Source organism: Pseudomonas sp. SG20052, from assembly GCF_031766055.1.
Taxonomy (GTDB): Bacteria; Pseudomonadota; Gammaproteobacteria; order Pseudomonadales; family Pseudomonadaceae; genus Aquipseudomonas; species Aquipseudomonas mandelii.
This window is the reverse complement of record NZ_CP134498.1, coordinates 2,906,187-2,922,971: the sequence shown is the minus strand read 5'-3', so window position 1 is coordinate 2,922,971 and position 16,785 is coordinate 2,906,187. Positions and strand designations below refer to the sequence as shown.

The following is a 16,785-nucleotide window of genomic DNA, read 5'->3' as shown; positions in this document are numbered from 1 at the left end:
GACTCACATAATGGGAGAACAGGATGCACACCATCGGCCTAATCGGCGGCATGAGCTGGGAGTCCAGCGCCGAGTATTACCGCCTCATCAACCAACAGGTACGCGACCGGCTCGGGCCGTTGCGTTCGGCGAAATTGCTGATGTACAGCGTCGACTTCGGCCCTGTCGAACAGGCCCAGCATGCCGGGCGCTGGGACGACGCGGCGGCGATCCTGGTGGATGCGGCGCAGCGACTGCAGGCCGGTGGTGCCGAGTGCGTGGTGCTGTGTACCAACACCATGCACAAGGTGGCCGGGCAGATTCAGGCCGCGATCAGTATTCCGTTCCTGCACATCGCCGACCCGACCGGTCAGGCCGCCGTGGAGGCCGGAACGCTGAAAGTCGGGTTGCTCGGGACGGCGTTCACCATGGAACAGGACTTTCTCAAGGATCGCCTGAGCGCGACGGGGTTGACGGTGCTGGTGCCGGACGCCGAGGAACGCAACGCCGTGCACCGGATCATCTATGACGAGTTGTGCGTCGGGGTGATCAGCGAGGCGTCACGCAAGGTGTATCAGCAGGTCATCGAGTCGCTGACTCGGCGAGGTGCCCAGGCGATCATCCTCGGTTGCACCGAAATCGGCATGCTGATCAAAGCCGAGCACAGCGCCCTGCCCTTGCTCGACACCACCGAACTGCATGCGCAGGCGGCGGTGGCGTTCGCGCTGGGTGACTGAGTCAGTCGACCCTGGGCGTGCGACACAGGCATGTCATGCTTTAGGTATAGCGATAAATTCGTCACAAAAGTGTTGTATCAGGCACAGAAGAAAGTGCCTGATACCATCACGAACCAGCAAACTTACAACTATAATCAGCCAGCGCAAAATCTCTCTACGGGCAAGTCTTGCACTAGTATTTACTTCAAAAAACACACTACTCGTTAGTCAAATCAAAATCTCCCGACACCGTTTTTTCCGAAGGAGCCCCAGGTGGCGAACTAGAGTGAATACCCACTACCATTTCAAATTTCCCAGTGATACGTCGCGGCGATGGTGTTGAGCTGACTTCGACCCAGCCCGACTTGGCCTTATACTCAAATCCATGCATGTCCGACCACTCTTTATATTCAACTTTCAACAGTTTTGTAGCGTCATGGCGCCCGCTGGGATAGTCTCCCTGAAAACCAAGCAACAGATGAGTTCTGGGCGCCATAGGACCGCCGACACCCTCCAGGACCCAAATTTCAACACTTCCTTCTTTCACATCAAACGATTTAGAGTCTTGCTTTATCGGTTCTTTCCCATCCACGCGCACATTAAAAGAACCCGTCGTGCTTTTTTCGCTCTTAAGTTCGACACTCATGTTCAACCCACCCAAAAATAAATGAATATCCCTTGCACACTCTATATACAAGGCGCTAACCACATCACTTCTCCAAGCCATCACCAGCGCTTTTAATAGTGACGCTATCGCCTCCTTTAATACGCTTGCTTACTTTTCCCGACAACTGTCAGACCTGACAGTTGACAATACTTATTTCCTAAAAAGCGGCGTGAATACAGGGATAAATCTTTCTATCTACGGTGACTCATCATGAGTAACACTTACATCTTTTGATCTGGTTTCGAGAGTGCTAAACAGCGCCTGGCCCGTGCGCCGGATTATCGATGACGAGGTTGCTCGTCGGTGTAATCAGCGAGCCACTGACGATTGCACCGAAATCGGTTGCTGATCAAACCCGAGCACAGCGCCCTGCCCTTGCTAGACACCACCGCACTGCATGCGCAGGCGGCAGTGGCGTTCGCGTTGGGCGACTGAGTCAGTCGGACTTGAGTGAGCGGCGCAGGCGCGCCATGCTCAGGGTATCGACCAGTCGGCCGTCCCGCACGGCGTAGTCACGGAACAGGCCTTCGGTCTCGAAACCGAACTTGCGGTAGAGCCCGATGGCCGCTTCGTTGTCGGCGTACACCGAAAGCTCGACCCGTTGCAGGTTCATCCAGTTGTCGGCGACGTCCAGCGCCGCTGCCAGCAGTTTTGAGCCCACGCCTTTGCCTTGCCATTGCACCGCGACCGCCATGCCGAGATTGCCGGCATGGCTGCGGCGGATCCGCGAGAACTGCTCCAGACCAATGTTGCCGATGACCGCGCCCTGATGCAGCGCCACCAGTTTCACCAGCCGCTCGTTATCCGAAGCCAGGCGTTGGCGCCAGATCTCGGTGGATTGAAACGGCATTTGCAGGACCTGACGGGTAATCGCCGGGTCGTTGTAGAGCGCGGTGACGCCGTCGATGTGGGATTCGCTGAAGCGTTCGAGGGTGATGACAGAATCGGTGGCGGGCATGGTTGACTCATCCTTGATGCAGACATGGCCGCTTACTCTACAACACCATCTCCTGGAATGGCGAGAATCCCATGTGGGAGCGAGCCTGCTCGCGATAGCGGCGGGTCAGTCACCTTGGATATTGAATGTTACGACGCTATCGCGAGCAGGCTCGCTCCCACAGTTTGGATCGGGGTTAGGCTTCGAACCACTCCCGCCGCTCGTTGAAGGTGTTGTGAATCAGTTCGACGATCATCTGCACCTCGGCCTGCCCCGCAGACTCGGCATTGACCGCCATCCACACCTGGCGCTGCATCGGCTGGTCGAACAACCCCGATAACCCGACCAGCCCCCTGTCAAACTGGCTCATGTAATTGGGCAGCAAACCAATGCAGGCGCTGCAACGAATCATTTCCAGCATCAGCTCATAAGAATGCAACTGCACCACGCCGGCCAGGCGCTGGTCGACCACGCCATTCCACGGCCGAAAACTCTCGATCTGACGATCAGGCTGCCATTGCACCAACATGAAATCGGCCAGGTCATCAAGGCTGTCAGGCCGAGCTGCAACCCGGGAATAACGTTTGGCGATATGCGGCAGATAATCCAGTCGCGCCAAAGGCTGAGGCTCGCTGACAGGGAAACTCGGGCCCGGCAGCGGTGACTCGGTGCCTGCCAGCCACAGCACCACATCTGCACTGACCGCTCGCAGCGACAGTTCGCTGTCCAGCGTGATGATGTCCAGGCGCACGCTGGCGTTGCGTCGCAGCAACGAGACCAGATCGCGGCCCAGGATGTCGTGCAGGATCGACTCGGCCACAGCCAACCGAATCAGCGGCTGTTCGATCACCGGTACGTCGTGTTCATGGGCCAGGGCGATCAATTGCGCCTGAAGCTGCAACCCTTCACGGCTCAAGGCCAGGCCATTGTCCTGGTGATTGAACAGCGAACACTGCATTTGCGTTTCGAGCTGCGCGAGGTGTTTGCGCAACTGAGTTGATTTGATGTTGAGGCTGCGGGCCGCTTGCATGAAACAGCCGCAACGGGCGCTGACCCGGAAAGACTGCGCCAGTACCGGATCGATACCGGCGGCGCGGGTGGATTCCATGAATGACATCAATGACTCCTGTCGATCTATCCTTGAAGCCCTCATCCTGCGCAGCGTTTATGAACCTGACGTGACACCTACGGCGGAAAATCGATTCAGCTGCTGGGGCTTTGCCGAAAACTCACCGCCAGGCGATTCCAGCTGTTGATGGTGGTGACCGCGATGGTCAAGTCGACCATTTCGCTTTCGTTGAACTGCTCACGCGCCACGGCGTAGACGTCATCCGGCACATGGCTTTCGGAAAGCAAGGTCACCGCTTCGGTCCAGGCCAGCGCCGCGCGTTCACGAGGGTTGAAGAAGCCGCTGTCGCGCCACACCACAATCGAATACAAGCGCCGATCCGTCTCGCCAAGGCGCCGCGCATCCACTGAATGCATGTCGGTGCAGAAGGCGCAGCCATTGAGTTGCGAGGCGCGGATCTTGATCAGATGCAGCAAGGCTGGCTCGATACTGAGGTTGCTGGTCAAGGCCTCCATGGCGATCATCGCTTTCATCGCTTTGGGCGACGCACTGTAGTAATCCAGGCGGGAACTCATGGGGTGACCCTCTTGGATCAAATGAAGACCCCCAAGGTAGGCGCTGACGCAGCGGCGTTACAGATCCAATTCGACGAAAAAGCCGTGGACCATTCGGCGGCAGACCAATCCCGGGTTTTTCGCCCACGCAACTTCTGCACGGCGGCTCATGCGGGTAATCTGGCGCGACGCACACGCGCCTCAATCGCTCCAGGAGCCTCGCCGGTATGGAACTTCATGTTGTCATCAACGGCCGCAAGGACCTGGCAGGCCAGTTGTACAACCAACTGCGCAGCGCCATTGAATCCGGCCGCCTGGCAGCCGGGACGCAACTGCCACCCAGCCGTTTGCTGGCCGAACAGCTGGGCATTTCGCGCAAGACCATTTCCGACACCTACGCGCAACTGACCTATGAGAACTTCCTCACCGGGGTGATCGGCAAAGGCACGTTCGTCAACGCCCGGACGGCCAAAGCCGCCCCCAAGCAAAGCCATTCACAGCTGGCGAGCTTCGAGGTGATCGAGTCCTGGCGCAACCTGCCGGTGTTTCTGCGCCACCCGACCCTGGAGGGCTCGTTACGCTACGACTTCATCGGTGGCGCGACCAGCAAAGGCCAGTTTCCGCAGGACGATTGGCGGCGCTGCACCTCTCACGCGTTGCGCCAGATTGCCGGTTCCAAGGGCTTCTACAGCCTGCCCGAAGGCCTGCCGGCGCTGCGCAACGCGATCGCCCGGCACATCGCATTTTCCCGTGGGGTCAATTGCCAGGACGAAGACGTGGTGGTGTGCAATGGCGCGCAACAGGCGCTGGACCTGATCTCCCGGGTGCTGACCCGTCCGGGCAGCATTGTCGCCATGGAAGACCCCGGCTATCCGCCGGCTCGCCTGTTGTTTGGCACCCATGGGGCCACGGTGATCGGGGTGCCGGTGGATGCCGAAGGGATTGAGGTGGACAAGATTCCCTTGGGCACCCGGCTGATTTACGTCACGCCGTCCCACCAGTTTCCGCTGGGCATGCCGATGAGTCAGGCACGCCGGGTTGCGCTGCTGGAACGGGCTTATGAGTTGGGCGCAATCATCATCGAGGACGATTACGACAGCGAGTTTCGCTACGAAGGCCGCCCGACCGATTCACTGCAAAGCATGGATGAGCGTGGCATCGTCGCCTACGTCGGGACCTTTTCGAAAACCATGCTGCCGGAGCTGCGCCTCGGTTATGCGGTGTTGCCGCCGGCGATTCTTGAAGCCGTCATCCGCGCCAAGCAACTGACCGACCTGCACACCTCCACCCTGCCCCAGTGGGCGCTGGCCAAGTTCATCGCCGAAGGTTGCCTGCTCAAGCATATCCGGCGCTGCCATACGATCTATGCCGGACGTCGCGAGCGGATCCTGTCGCGCATGGCGGGCGACCTTTCGCCCTGGCTTGAACCCGTGCCCACCACGGCCGGGTTTCACATGGTGGTGATGTGCAAAGTGCCTATCGATATTCCGTTGGTGATCGAACTGGCGAAAAAGGTCGAAGTCGGCCTCTACGCTATCGACAGCTTTTTCTACCAGCAAGCGCCACGGGCCGGGCTGTTCCTGGGCTTTGGCGCCATCGAAACCCTGGACATCGACATCGCCCTGGACCGTTTGCGCGACATTTTGCAGCAGGTGGCCTGATCGATTGGTCTGCGGCTTTATCCAGCGATTGGCTATTGGCGGTCCACAGGTGCAGGCCTATCCTGCATAAGCGTTATCCCTCAGTGAGCAGGATTCGTCCGGCCTGATTCAGGAGTGTGAGCAATGTCCAACGAAGTGATCAATACCGTACAGGTGCAGGCCGCCGCCGGCCGCTCGGAAGAACTGGGTAAGCAACTGCAAAAGATTGTCGACACCCTGCGTCAGCAACCGGGCTGTGATTCCTATATGGTCGACCGCTGCCCAGAGGACAGCAACCGCTGGACCGTCAGCGCCCGCTGGCAATCGGAAGCGGCCATGCAATCGCATTTCAACTGCCCTGAAGTACAAGGCTTTATTGGCCTGATCGACAATCGATTGGCGAATTCCGTCGACTTCAACAGCTTCCCGATCCGCTGAACACCCTGTAGCGGCCCTGTGGCGGAGGGCTTGTCCCCTCGCCACAGGGCCGCTACAGATTGGTCCCCTCACCTTCGCGAATATTGGCTGTTTGATTGGCCCCACCTGCGCACTACTGTTGTTTCTGACAACTAAACCAACCGCAGGTGAATGACCATGAAAGCTTTGCGTATCCTTGCTGCTCCCCTGGCTGCCCTCGCCCTGACCGTTTCTGCGACTGCCATTGCTCACGAAGGCCCTTCAGAAAAGATCACGGTATTGCAGGATGAAGCGCTGAAAAACGTGCCCGGCAAAAAAGCCATGATGATCGAGGTCGACTACAAACCCGGCCAATCGTCGATTGCCCACAAGCATGAAGGCACTGCCATGGCCTACGTGCTGTCAGGTGCGGTTATTTCTCAAGTGAAGGGCGAGAAAGCAATCACTTACAAGGCCGGACAGTATTGGTACGAACCCGCCGGTTCGGAACACCTGGTCTCGAAAAACGCCAGTGCAACCAAGCCTGCCAAACTATTGGTATTCATGGTGTTGTCCCCCGACGAGAAAGTGTTGATCCCCTTGGAAAACTGATAGCTGAAGGGATAGCCATAAATAAAAAGGCGCGAATTAACATTTCGGGCCTTTTTATTTCCCGGCGTAATTACTGGGCCTCGCTTAAACCCAATTAAACTATCGCCCAGCCAAGAAGTGCAGCGACTGGCTATTTCATTGCGCAGCGACAGGTTTAGTCTGGACAACTCGCCGGATATTCCGACATTACAACTTCCGACTCATGTTGTTTCACTGGAGTAACACCATGAAACTTGCGCTTGTCAGTACATTAACAATGACCCTCATCCTGGCGGGCTGCTCTGTTCCCACTGCGCCCAAAGCCGGCTCTTCGCTGGAAGGCCTTTTTACTGGACCGGTTGGCCGCAGCAATGCCACGCACGTCCCCAACGGCCACCAGGTTTCGTTGGGTATCGTCTACAGCCGCAACACCCAGGCCAACCGCGACTACCTCCAACACTACCAGGCCAACGCCGGCACCGGCTTCGGCCAGAGCCTGCTGGTGCAATCGATCCACGACGCCTACGTGGCCACCTCCAGACCGGACCATGCCGTGGACTGGGTCAAGGCATCGTTACAACGCCAGTTCGGCTCGGTGACGGTGTATCCGGACATGCAAAGCCTCAGGGCGGCGAAGCCCGACGTGGTCGCCATTGTCGACACCCGCAGCCAATTGATCACATCGCGCAGTTCGGATATCGAAGCGCATGTGAGTGCGCAGTTCTACGACTCAAACTTCAATTACATCGGCACTGCTCAAGGGCATGATGCCAAAGTGTTGAGTCCGTTATGGGCCGATTACAAGCGCAGTGAAGAGATTGTGGCGGATATTAACGAGCAACAGAATGTGCAAATTCGGGCACTGCAAAAGTTTGATCAATCGCTCAACAATTTAGTGATGCAACCCACAGAGACACTATCAGCCATTGAGTCAAAACAACTTCAAGCGCCGTACTAGCGCTCAACATAACCTTACTTTTAATCACAATAAAATGAACACGTCTACTGTCAGGAATGACAGTAGACGTTCAGCCTCCAATGCCTACCTAATTGGACACAAGGCATTGACCAGTGGGGGTCGGTACCTTTCGATCATTCCAAGGAGCTGATCATGAGTCATGTCAAACGCAACCCGTTGGACCCTGATTTCGGTGAAAAGGGGAAAACCGTCATTCGTATACCAGGGGCGGGAATTGAGGTTTCAAGAATTCACGGACTGGCGATCGACGCTAACGAAAAGGTGCTCTTTACCAGTTCCACCACTGTCGGTTTCGTGCTGGGGCGGCTGTTGAAGGACGGCAGTACGGACCGATTATTCGGTCATCAGGGATTCATCGTTGATCGCTTCCACGATGGCGGCGAATCCACAGGCAGTGCTATTTCCATTTTAAAAAACGGGACCCTTTTGCTCAGCGGATCACATCAGGCCGAAGGTTCCAGATTACTCCCCGCGCTCGCTCGCTTTGACGAATCAGGCCATTACGATTCGCACTTCGGCGAATTTGGCAAGATTGTCATTCCTCTCCCTGAAAGTTCTGCAGACGCTAACGATTTTCCCGCGCCTGAGCGATCAGCGAGTAGCGCGTCCTCCAACAACCCCGTGATACTTCCCGATGGGAAAATACTGTTGGTATACGAGGGGTGGCTCATTCGATTGACGGCGGATGGACAACCCGACTCAAACTTCCATGAAGGTAAACACTACAAAAGCGCCCGGCACCCTGAGCACCCTTCACTCACCAGGCGCATAGTGCAAACATCAGCGGATACGGTCGTGCTAGGCGGTTTCGCTGTGGTGAATGACCAACGTGCAGTCTTGCTTGCCCGATACTTCGTGAACGGAGAACTGGACACGAGCTTCGCAAACCAGGGCTTCGCACTCCTCAACGACTTCGATTTCCATTCAGTCGACGTGGATATAGCCGTCAAGGACCAAAGCAAAATACTGGTCTTCGCTCAGAAGAGCGGCTCCGATCGTTCTCAGGGCATGCTCGTATGCCTGGATGAAAACGGTCATTACGACACTTCTTTCAACAATGGGCAGCCCGTCTTGCTCCCTACGGAGCCGGACCGCAGTTATTCCTGGCACGCAGGCCTGATTGATGCCAAGGGTCAGATTTTTGCATGCGGAGGCTCCATGGAAGGGATAGGGCGGCCGTACTACACCGTTACAGCAAAGTTCCTCGAATCCGGCGAGCTGCAAGAGGAGTGGATTAATTATGCGGGCCAGCTGTCAGAAGCCGTCGCCACCGATCAACAGCGACGGATCGTGATTGGCGGTATCACGCGGGAGGACAGCATGTTACCGGCAATTTTCTGCTATCTGGATTAATGAGCAGCCGATAAAAAACTCGATGAAACCATCTCTGGATTGGAGTTCGTGAATATAGGATTCCAGAGCCGGTTCCAGCTCGGCAGCTGCTGTGACAGGCGCAGGCACTACCGCTGCCCACTCAACGCCAGGTCCAGCAACTCACGGTTGGCCACCGCGTACATGGCGTAATCGGTGTCGCTACGCTCTGATACCTCCGCTGCGACGCATGAACCGGATATGGGTACGCTTTCGCGACGCACAGTTACAAAGTCCCCATTGTTCGAAAGGAGCGTCGACATGCAAACAAAACGCCTTAAAAATGGCCTCGATTATCTGGATCCCCGCTTTGGTAGCGATCGCACCGGGATCGTTTGGATTGAAAAACAGCAAAACGACAATAACAACGCTGACGGGATCACGGTAGACCCTGACGATAGATTGCTGATCGCCGGAGGTCATCAAGCACAATTTTCACTCGTTCGATTAACCCCCGATGGCATGCAGGACACGACTTTTGGCGCGAGTGGTGTCGTCACTGGCGAGTTCGAGTCGGGGTATAAGTCGAAAGGTCATCACACTACGGTGTTAAAAAGCGGTGAAATACTGCTAAGTGGTTTTTTCTCACTCGAGGAATACAGCAATGAACTGGCATTCGCGCTATTCGATACGACAGGAAGCCCAGTGCAAGCGTTCGGCCAAAAGGGCGTGACGGTCATACGTCCCTTTGAGTCAGTAACGGTCAAGCCGCCTGAAGATTTTCAGAGTGGTGTATCCGTCGCTAGTCCCGACAGTTTTTCGTCTGAACTGCCTGATGGAAAATTGTTAGTCATCAGCAATCAACAGTTCAGCTATACAGAACGTGCAGGGTTACTGATTCGCCTGAACAGGGACGGATCGATAGATAAAGAGTTCGGTGCAGAGAAAAAAGGTTACGTATATATCAGGCATCCAGAATATCCGACCTGGATTGGCTCAATGATCCCGCTTGAAAATGGAATGTTTGCTGTCGCGGGGAACGCCATGGTGAACGCCAGAACTACCGCACTGGTGGCCGTGTACAACGCCGACGGCACAACTTTCGATGGATTCGGAACTAACGGTTTTTTTCTGCTCAATTCCATTGATGAACCCAGCCAAATCTCCAGTCTCACTCTGATAGACAACAATATTCTGGGTATTGGCAGCACACTCGGCGGGCTTCGTGGGACCCTTCTGGTTTGCCTCGACGCAAAAGGTGAACCTGTCAAAGCGTTCAATGGTGGCGAGCCAGTGCAGACGCCAGTCGATGACGCGCCATTGGGTGTTCAGTGGCTATCTGGTGCTGTACGAAAAGACGGGAAGATCGTAGCTGTCGGCAACACACTGGGAGATCAAGACTCGAAAACCATCATTGCTCAATACCTGCCGGATGGCCAATTGGACACCAATTTCGGCAACGAGCGCGGATTGCTGCGTATTAACTTGACGGACGTACTCGACATGGGCACAGCCATCGCGATACAGAAAAATAGTCAGATCGTCGTTGCGGGCTCTTCTTTACCGATTAACGGGCGCCGGCAGGGTTTTGTTTTCCGCTGTTTGAACTGAATTTCGCCAGCCTTTCGCATGTCTAGTCCTGAAATAGGTTTACACCTGTTTCACCCTAACGCCCGATGCACCGCATCGGGCGTTTTGTATTTCAAAGACAGGTGCGGTCGCTCGCCGTTGTAGATCGATACCGACTCACTCACCATCTTCTTCGCTTGCGTCAAATCCTGCGGCCGCTGAAGCATAAGCTCTGTCTTCAGTATCCCGTTGACCCTCTCTGCCAAGGCATTTTGGTAGCAGTCATAGCCATCCGTCATTGAACATCGAATGCCGTATTTCGCGTGCAACGCTTGGTACATCCCCGAGCAATATTGGATACCTCTATCTGAGTGGTGCACCAACGGCTGCTCTGTCCGACGGTGCTTTACCGCCCAGCTCAGCGCGTGTGCTACCGACTCGGCATGAAGGCTTTCATGGACGTGATAGCCCACGATCTTTCGCGAAAAAGCATCCGTCACAAGGCTCAGATAAGCCACACCTTCCTGAGTTGGCAAATAGGTTATGTCAGCCACCCAGACTTGTTCCGGGCCGCAGGGAACAACCTGATCAGGACCTGGTTTGAGCAGGTTCGGGTGGCGGTGAAAGCGATGATGACTATTGGTCGTCTTGTGATAAGCCCGCTTGCGAGCCACCAATAAACGCCGTTCACGCAGAATCGAAAACAGCCGATCTCGCCCCACTTGCAGCTCAAGTTGAGGCTGGCATTGCAGCAAGTAATACAGCTTTCGGGTGCCCAGCCGCGGCTGCCGCAGGCGCTTTTGTTGAACGAAATCGGCAACTTTCTGATCCAGAACCAGACGAGCTGCATCGGCGCGATTGCGTTTGTAGTAAGCCTGGCGGCTTATCCCCATGAACTGGCAAGCCCTGCTGATGCTCAGGTTTTGGATTCGTTTTTGCGCGAGGACTTGCCGGGACGCTTTTTTACGACAGAGAGACCGTAGTCATTTTTCAAGACATCCACGACCGCCTCGAAAAACTGCGCTTTCTGATTGGACAGCGCCAACTGTTCTTCAAGCTCTTTGATGCGTTGTTCTGGCGTTAATGGTCGGTTTTTGTCGGGCATAGACCCCATCCTCGGCGAGCCAATGTATGTGCCTGGGCTCCAATCCTGCCGACCGTGCTTGCGTAACCACGTCAGAACGGTCGTTTTGCCTTGAATCCCGTAGCGCTCCTGAGCCTCTTTATAGCTCAGCTCGCCTTTTTCGACCTGATCGACTACCGACAATTTAAAGGTCAGCGTGTAGTCTCGCTGACTACGCCTTTTTGCTGATTCCATTACGTCCTCCTGAAAAACAGATCAGAAGGTGTAAACCTTATTCAGGACGGGACAGCAAGACAAAAAAAAGCCCCGCCTCTTTCAAGACGGGGCTTGTTCATTCAGCGCTTGATCAGGCAGCCGGTTCCAGCTCGGCAGCTGCTGTGACAGGCGCAGGCACTACCGCTTGCCCGCTCAACGCCAGGTCCAGCAACTCACGGTTGGCCACCGCGTACATGGCGTAATCGGTGCCGCTGGCGGCACGGATTTCCACCAGCATGGCGCGCCAGCGTTCGATCATGCCTTTGTGCTCTTCCATCCACAGCGCCAGGCGGGTTTCCACGTCCTGAGTGCCGTCGCCCTGTTGCAGGACGGAGATGGTGATCGCACGTTGCTGCCAGTCGACGTCATCACGGAACGCTTCCCGGGCCAGGGCCTGCCAGTTGTTTTCAACCGGCAGAGCGCTGATCTGTTGCAGGTACCAGGTAATGTCCAGCGCGCTGCCCACGGCGAAGTAGGCCTTGGCCACGTCTGCAGGGTTCTGGCCGGTCACGTCGGAGGCCTCGATGATCGGCAGCAGGGTGTACAAGTGCGAAGTGCCAGCCACCATGCGTGCGAGCAACTCCGGCACACCGGCTTCGACGTACGCCTGATAGCGGGCCTGCCAGGTGTCGCGGATCTCGCCACTGAGCAGTTCGTCAAGCTTCAGCCCCAGCTCCTTGAGGTGCGGACCGAAGTGCGCAACGTCACGGGCAGCGTTCTGCTCGTTGCGACGGGCACGCAGGAACCAGCGCGTGGCGCGACGGCCCAGGCGCATCAGCTCGTCCATCAGCTCCAGTTGCACGTCGGCGGAAACCTGATAATCCAGGGATTCGATCTGACGGAACCAATGCGGGAGATGGAAGATGTCACGCACGATCACATACGCACCGGCCACGTTCGCCGGGCTCATGCCGGTCGACTCTTTGAGTCGCTGAACGAAGGTGATGCCCATGTGGTTGACCAGATCGTTGGCGATCTGGGTGCTGACGATTTCGCGCTTCAGACGGTGACGGCGCATGGCTTGGGAAAACTTGCTCACCAGGCTTGGCGGGAAAGCGGTTTCCATGTCGCGCGTCAGGTAGTCGTCGTCCGGCACCTGGGAATTGAGCAGCGCTTCCTTGAGGTCGATCTTGCTGTAGGAGATCAGCACCGACAGCTCGGCACGGGTCAGGCCATGGCCTGCAGCGACGCGCTCGTTGATGGCTTCTTCGGCCGGCAGGAACTCGATGGCGCGATCCAGCTTGCCGCGACCTTCCAGATCGTTCATCAGGCGCTTGTATTCAGCGATCCGCGGCAAGGCACGACGCGCCGCCAGGGACAGGGCCTGGGTCTGCTTGTAGTTGTTGCCCAGCACCAGGTTGCCGACTTCGTCGGTCATGCTCGCCAGCAACTGGTTACGTTGCTTGTCGGTCATGTCACCGGCCTGAACCACTTCGTTCAGCAGGATCTTGATGTTCACTTCGTGGTCGGAGCAGTCCACGCCACCGGCGTTATCGATGAAGTCGGTGTTGGAACCGCCGCCATTGAGGCCGAATTCGACACGACCCAGTTGGGTCATACCGAGGTTACCGCCCTCGCCCACCACTTTGCAGCGCAGTTCGTTGCCGTTCACGCGCAGTGCATCGTTGGCCTTGTCGCCGACATCGGCGTGGCTTTCGGTGCTGGCTTTGACGTAGGTGCCGATACCGCCGTTCCACAACAGGTCTACCGGTGCCTTGAGCAAGGCATTCAGCAGTTCGGTCGGGGTCAGTTTGTCCGCCTGGATGTCGAAGCGCTCTTTCATCTGCGGGGAAATCGCGATGCTTTTCGCGCTGCGGGAGAAGATCCCGCCGCCTTCGGACATGATGCTGGTGTCGTAATCCGACCAGGCCGAGCGCGGCAGGTCGAACAGGCGCTGACGCTCGGCGAAGCTGTTGGCAGGCTCCGGGTTCGGGTCAATGAAGATGTGCAAGTGGTTGAAGGCTGCGACCAGTTGCAGCTTGTCGGACATCAACAAGCCGTTACCGAACACGTCACCGGCCATGTCGCCGACGCCCACCACGGTGATGCTGTCTTCCTGGACATTGATGCCGCGCTCGCGGAAGTGACGTTGAACGCCCACCCACGCGCCTTTGGCGGTGATGCCCATCTTCTTGTGGTCGTAACCGGCAGAACCGCCCGATGCGAATGCATCGCCGAGCCAGAAGCCGTAGTCGATGGCGATACCGTTGGCGATGTCGGAGAAGGTGGCAGTGCCCTTGTCCGCAGCGACCACCAGGTACGGGTCATCGTCGTCATGACGCACGACGTTGGCCGGCGGAACCAGTGCACCGTCCTTCAGGTTGTCGGTGATGTCCAACAGGCCCGAAATGAAGATGCGGTAGCAGGCGATGCCCTCGGCCGCGATCTCGTCTCGGCTGCCGCCCAGTGGCAGACGACGCGGCAGGAAGCCGCCCTTGGCGCCCACTGGCACGATGACCGAGTTCTTCACTTGCTGGGCTTTTACCAGGCCCAGCACTTCGGTACGGAAGTCTTCTTCACGGTCAGACCAGCGCAGACCACCGCGAGCGACGTTGCCGAAGCGCAGGTGCACGCCTTCGACGCGTGGCGAGTAAACGAAGATTTCGAACTTCGGTACGGGCTTGGGCAGCTCTGGAATCTGGTGCGGGTTGAACTTGAAGCTGAAGTAGGACTTGTTCTTGCCGTTCGCATCGGTCTGGTAGAAGTTGGTCCGCAGCGTGGCCTTGATCAGGTCCAGGTAGCGACGCAGGATACGGTCTTCGTTGAGCACCTGGACTTCGTCCAGCGCGGTAATGATCGCGTGTTCCAGGCGTTGCTGCTTGTCTTCCAGATCGTCGCTGGTCAGCTTGCGCGCCAGGTAGAAACGGGTCTTGAACAACCGGGTCAACTCGCGAGCGATGTCGGTGTGGTTGTTCAGGGTGCTGGCGATGTAACCCAGGTCGAAGCCCAGGCGAATCTGCTTCATGTAACGGGCGTAGGCACGCAACAGCGCCACATCGCGCCAAGGCAGGCCGGCGGTCAGCACCAGGCGGTTGAATGCATCGTTCTCGGCATCGCCACGCACGATGTGGACGAAGGCGTCCTGCAAGGTGTCGTTGAGTTGCTGGATGTCGAGTTCCAGGCCTTCAGCGGCGGTGAACGCGAAGTCGTGAATCCAGAACTCGCGGCCACTGTTGTGGCGCAGGCGATACGGGAATTCACCCAACACGCGCAGACCGAGGTTTTCCAGGATCGGCAACACGTCGGACAGCGCCAGCGGTGTATCGGCGTGATACAGCTTGCAGTGCAATTCGCGCTGACCAGACACCTGGCCCAGTGGCTGATAGAAACTCATCACCAGCGGATTTTTTTCGGTCAGGCTCAGCAGGTGCTGCATATCGACCACGGCCGAATGGGCAGCGAAACGCTCGCGGTAACCGGCTGGAAAGCCTTTCGGGAAGTCAGCCAGCACGTTGGTGCCGTGGGCTTCGCCGAAGCTTTCGACTACCAGACTGGCGTAGTCGTCCTGCCAGCTGCGGCAGGCCTGGACCACTTCTTTTTCCAGCAGGACCGGGTCGATGTCGAGACGGTTCTTCGGATCGACGCGCAGAATCAGTTGCACGCGTGCCAGCACGGACTCGGAGAAGAAGGTCCAGAACTCGCAGTCCGAGGCTTTCAGGCGATCCATCAGCACTTGCTGGATCTTCTGGCGCACTTCGGTGGAGTAGATGTCGCGCGGCACGTAGGCCAGGCAGTAGCAGAAACGGCCATACGGGTCTTTGCGCAGGAACACGCGGATCTTGTTGCGCTCCTGGATCTGCACGATCGACATCACGGTGCTGAACAGCTCGTCCACCGGCGTCTGGAACAGATCGTCACGCGGCAGCACTTCGACCACCTGCGCCAGTTCCTTGCCCAGGTGAGCCTTGGGCTGGAAGCCGGAACGGCGTTCGATTTCTTCGACCTTGCGGCGGATGTACGGAATGACCCGCACGCTCTCGCCATACACCGAAGAGGTGTACAGGCCCATGAAACGGCATTCCTTGATGACTTTGCCGTCGGCGTCAATTTCGCGGATCGACACGTAATCCGGGTAAGCCGGACGGTGTACACGGCTTGGGTGCGCAGCCTTGGCGAACGACAGCAGGGTCGGTTCACGCAGGTAGTTCACGGCGTAGTCTTCGATGCGCAGGTCATCATAGGTCAGGCCGGTGCGCAGCAGTTTGGTCAGGCCCAGGAAGGAATCCTGGTCGTAGACGATGTGACCACCGTCGACTTCATCGCGAACCACGAACTCTTCATAGCCCAGGAATGTGAAGTGGTTGCCCACGAGCCATTCCAGGAAGCTTTTGATTTCGGCTTTTTCTTCTGGATCGACGGCGTACTGGCTGTTGTCCAGGCCGGAGAGAATTTCCTGGACCTTGTCTTTCATCGGTTCGAAATCGGTGACCGCGACGCGGACTTCACCGAGAACCTGCTCCAGCTCTTTGGTCAGGACATTGAGCTCGGCCGCGTTGGCGCAGCGGTCGATTTCCAGGTACATCAGCGATTCTTGCAGAATGCCTTCGCCCTGGGTGCCTTTCGGCAGGATTTCCAGCAGCTCGCCCTTGCTGCCGCGACGCACGCTCAGCACAGTGGTTTGCAGGGTGTGAATGCTGTAGCCGCGACGGTTCAGCTCGGTACGCACCGAGTCCACCAGAAATGGCAGGTCGTGGTGCAGCACTTCGACCGCGGTGTGGGTCGACTGCCAGCCGTGGCGTTCGTAATCCGGGTTGTAGACGCGCACTTGCGGTTGCGCGTGATCGAAGCGCTCAAGCAGGCGCCACGCAGAAAGGGTGCAGCCGGCGAGGTCGGACAACCGACGCTGGGTCAGCTCGTCCAGGGAAATGATGCCGAAGAATTGTTCAGCGAACAGCGCCACTTGTGGCAGTGCCTGTTCACTGATGTGCTGGGCCAGTGCCGCTTGCAGTTGGTGCTGGAAGTCGGCTTTGCTGGCTGCGGTGAAGAACGCCATCTGTGGTACTCCGCTTGGGCTTGTTATTGATGGAAGCGTCGCGTG

12 protein-coding genes and 2 pseudogenes are annotated in these 16,785 nt (G+C 57.2%); 8 read left to right on the top strand and 6 right to left on the bottom strand.

Going from position 1 to position 16,785, the window contains the following annotated elements; genetic code table 11:
- The first annotated feature begins 23 nt into the window (after positions 1-23).
- Entirely contained in the window at positions 24-716 is a 693-nt protein-coding gene (locus RHP74_RS13390; protein ID WP_282411536.1) for an aspartate/glutamate racemase family protein, read from the top strand.
- Between the two features lie 196 nt (positions 717-912).
- Here the strand turns inward: RHP74_RS13390 and RHP74_RS13385 are convergent, their stop codons facing one another.
- Positions 913-1,341 (bottom strand): hypothetical protein, encoded by a 429-nt coding sequence (locus tag RHP74_RS13385; protein ID WP_304875394.1) that lies wholly within the window; start codon positions 1,339-1,341, stop codon positions 913-915.
- A 346-nt stretch (positions 1,342-1,687) separates the two neighbouring features.
- Between RHP74_RS13385 and RHP74_RS13380 the strand changes: the two are divergent.
- Positions 1,688-1,797, top strand: a pseudogene (locus tag RHP74_RS13380) (aspartate/glutamate racemase); the annotation flags it as partial.
- A gap of 1 nt (position 1,798) precedes the next feature.
- Here RHP74_RS13380 and RHP74_RS13375 read toward each other — a convergent pair.
- From RHP74_RS13375 to RHP74_RS13365, 3 genes are all read right to left on the bottom strand, one after another.
- Positions 1,799-2,320: a GNAT family N-acetyltransferase gene (locus tag RHP74_RS13375; protein ID WP_282411538.1), complete on the bottom strand. Its 522-nt coding sequence runs from the start codon at positions 2,318-2,320 to the stop codon at positions 1,799-1,801.
- A 175-nt stretch (positions 2,321-2,495) separates the two neighbouring features.
- Entirely contained in the window at positions 2,496-3,416 is a 921-nt protein-coding gene (locus RHP74_RS13370; RefSeq protein ID WP_311099888.1) for a LysR family transcriptional regulator, read from the bottom strand.
- Positions 3,417-3,502: 86 nt separating this feature from the next.
- Complete coding sequence (locus RHP74_RS13365) at positions 3,503-3,943, bottom strand: carboxymuconolactone decarboxylase family protein (protein ID WP_010459889.1); 441 nt, start codon at positions 3,941-3,943, stop codon at positions 3,503-3,505.
- A 206-nt stretch (positions 3,944-4,149) separates the two neighbouring features.
- Here RHP74_RS13365 and RHP74_RS13360 point away from each other — a divergent pair, with 206 nt between their 5' ends.
- The 6 genes from RHP74_RS13360 to RHP74_RS13335 all read left to right on the top strand — a co-directional run bounded on the left by RHP74_RS13360 (position 4,150) and on the right by RHP74_RS13335 (position 10,450).
- Entirely contained in the window at positions 4,150-5,583 is a 1,434-nt protein-coding gene (locus tag RHP74_RS13360; RefSeq protein WP_010459888.1) for a PLP-dependent aminotransferase family protein, read from the top strand.
- Between the two features lie 123 nt (positions 5,584-5,706).
- A complete protein-coding gene (locus RHP74_RS13355) occupies positions 5,707-6,000 on the top strand; it encodes an antibiotic biosynthesis monooxygenase family protein (protein WP_010459887.1) in 294 nt (97 codons plus the stop codon).
- A 156-nt stretch (positions 6,001-6,156) separates the two neighbouring features.
- Positions 6,157-6,570: a cupin domain-containing protein gene (locus RHP74_RS13350; protein ID WP_010459886.1), complete on the top strand. Its 414-nt coding sequence runs from the start codon at positions 6,157-6,159 to the stop codon at positions 6,568-6,570.
- Between the two features lie 226 nt (positions 6,571-6,796).
- Positions 6,797-7,507 carry an ATPase gene (locus RHP74_RS13345; RefSeq protein ID WP_311099884.1) on the top strand — a complete coding sequence of 237 codons (711 nt, stop codon included), beginning with the start codon at positions 6,797-6,799 and terminating at the stop codon, positions 7,505-7,507.
- Positions 7,508-7,660: 153 nt separating this feature from the next.
- On the top strand, positions 7,661-8,881 hold the full coding sequence (locus tag RHP74_RS13340; RefSeq protein ID WP_311099882.1) for a hypothetical protein: 1,221 nt from the start codon (positions 7,661-7,663) through the stop codon (positions 8,879-8,881).
- Positions 8,882-9,160: 279 nt separating this feature from the next.
- Positions 9,161-10,450, top strand: coding sequence for a hypothetical protein (locus tag RHP74_RS13335; RefSeq protein WP_311099880.1), 1,290 nt, complete (start codon positions 9,161-9,163; stop codon positions 10,448-10,450).
- Between the two features lie 22 nt (positions 10,451-10,472).
- Here RHP74_RS13335 and RHP74_RS13330 read toward each other — a convergent pair.
- Together RHP74_RS13330 and RHP74_RS13325 are read right to left on the bottom strand one after the other, a co-directional pair.
- Positions 10,473-11,726 (bottom strand): annotated as a pseudogene (locus RHP74_RS13330) (IS3 family transposase).
- A 112-nt stretch (positions 11,727-11,838) separates the two neighbouring features.
- Positions 11,839-16,740: an NAD-glutamate dehydrogenase gene (locus RHP74_RS13325; protein ID WP_311099878.1), complete on the bottom strand. Its 4,902-nt coding sequence runs from the start codon at positions 16,738-16,740 to the stop codon at positions 11,839-11,841.
- Positions 16,741-16,785 lie beyond the last annotated feature (45 nt).

Coding starts and splice junctions, on each gene's coding strand:
- RHP74_RS13390 (WP_282411536.1), top strand. CDS start 24: ATGCACACCATCGGCCTAATCGGCGGCATGAGCTGGGAGTCCAGCGCC.
- RHP74_RS13385 (WP_304875394.1), bottom strand. CDS start 1,341: ATGAGTGTCGAACTTAAGAGCGAAAAAAGCACGACGGGTTCTTTTAAT.
- RHP74_RS13375 (WP_282411538.1), bottom strand. CDS start 2,320: ATGCCCGCCACCGATTCTGTCATCACCCTCGAACGCTTCAGCGAATCC.
- RHP74_RS13370 (WP_311099888.1), bottom strand. CDS start 3,416: ATGTCATTCATGGAATCCACCCGCGCCGCCGGTATCGATCCGGTACTG.
- RHP74_RS13365 (WP_010459889.1), bottom strand. CDS start 3,943: ATGAGTTCCCGCCTGGATTACTACAGTGCGTCGCCCAAAGCGATGAAA.
- RHP74_RS13360 (WP_010459888.1), top strand. CDS start 4,150: ATGGAACTTCATGTTGTCATCAACGGCCGCAAGGACCTGGCAGGCCAG.
- RHP74_RS13355 (WP_010459887.1), top strand. CDS start 5,707: ATGTCCAACGAAGTGATCAATACCGTACAGGTGCAGGCCGCCGCCGGC.
- RHP74_RS13350 (WP_010459886.1), top strand. CDS start 6,157: ATGAAAGCTTTGCGTATCCTTGCTGCTCCCCTGGCTGCCCTCGCCCTG.
- RHP74_RS13345 (WP_311099884.1), top strand. CDS start 6,797: ATGAAACTTGCGCTTGTCAGTACATTAACAATGACCCTCATCCTGGCG.
- RHP74_RS13340 (WP_311099882.1), top strand. CDS start 7,661: ATGAGTCATGTCAAACGCAACCCGTTGGACCCTGATTTCGGTGAAAAG.
- RHP74_RS13335 (WP_311099880.1), top strand. CDS start 9,161: ATGCAAACAAAACGCCTTAAAAATGGCCTCGATTATCTGGATCCCCGC.
- RHP74_RS13325 (WP_311099878.1), bottom strand. CDS start 16,740: ATGGCGTTCTTCACCGCAGCCAGCAAAGCCGACTTCCAGCACCAACTG.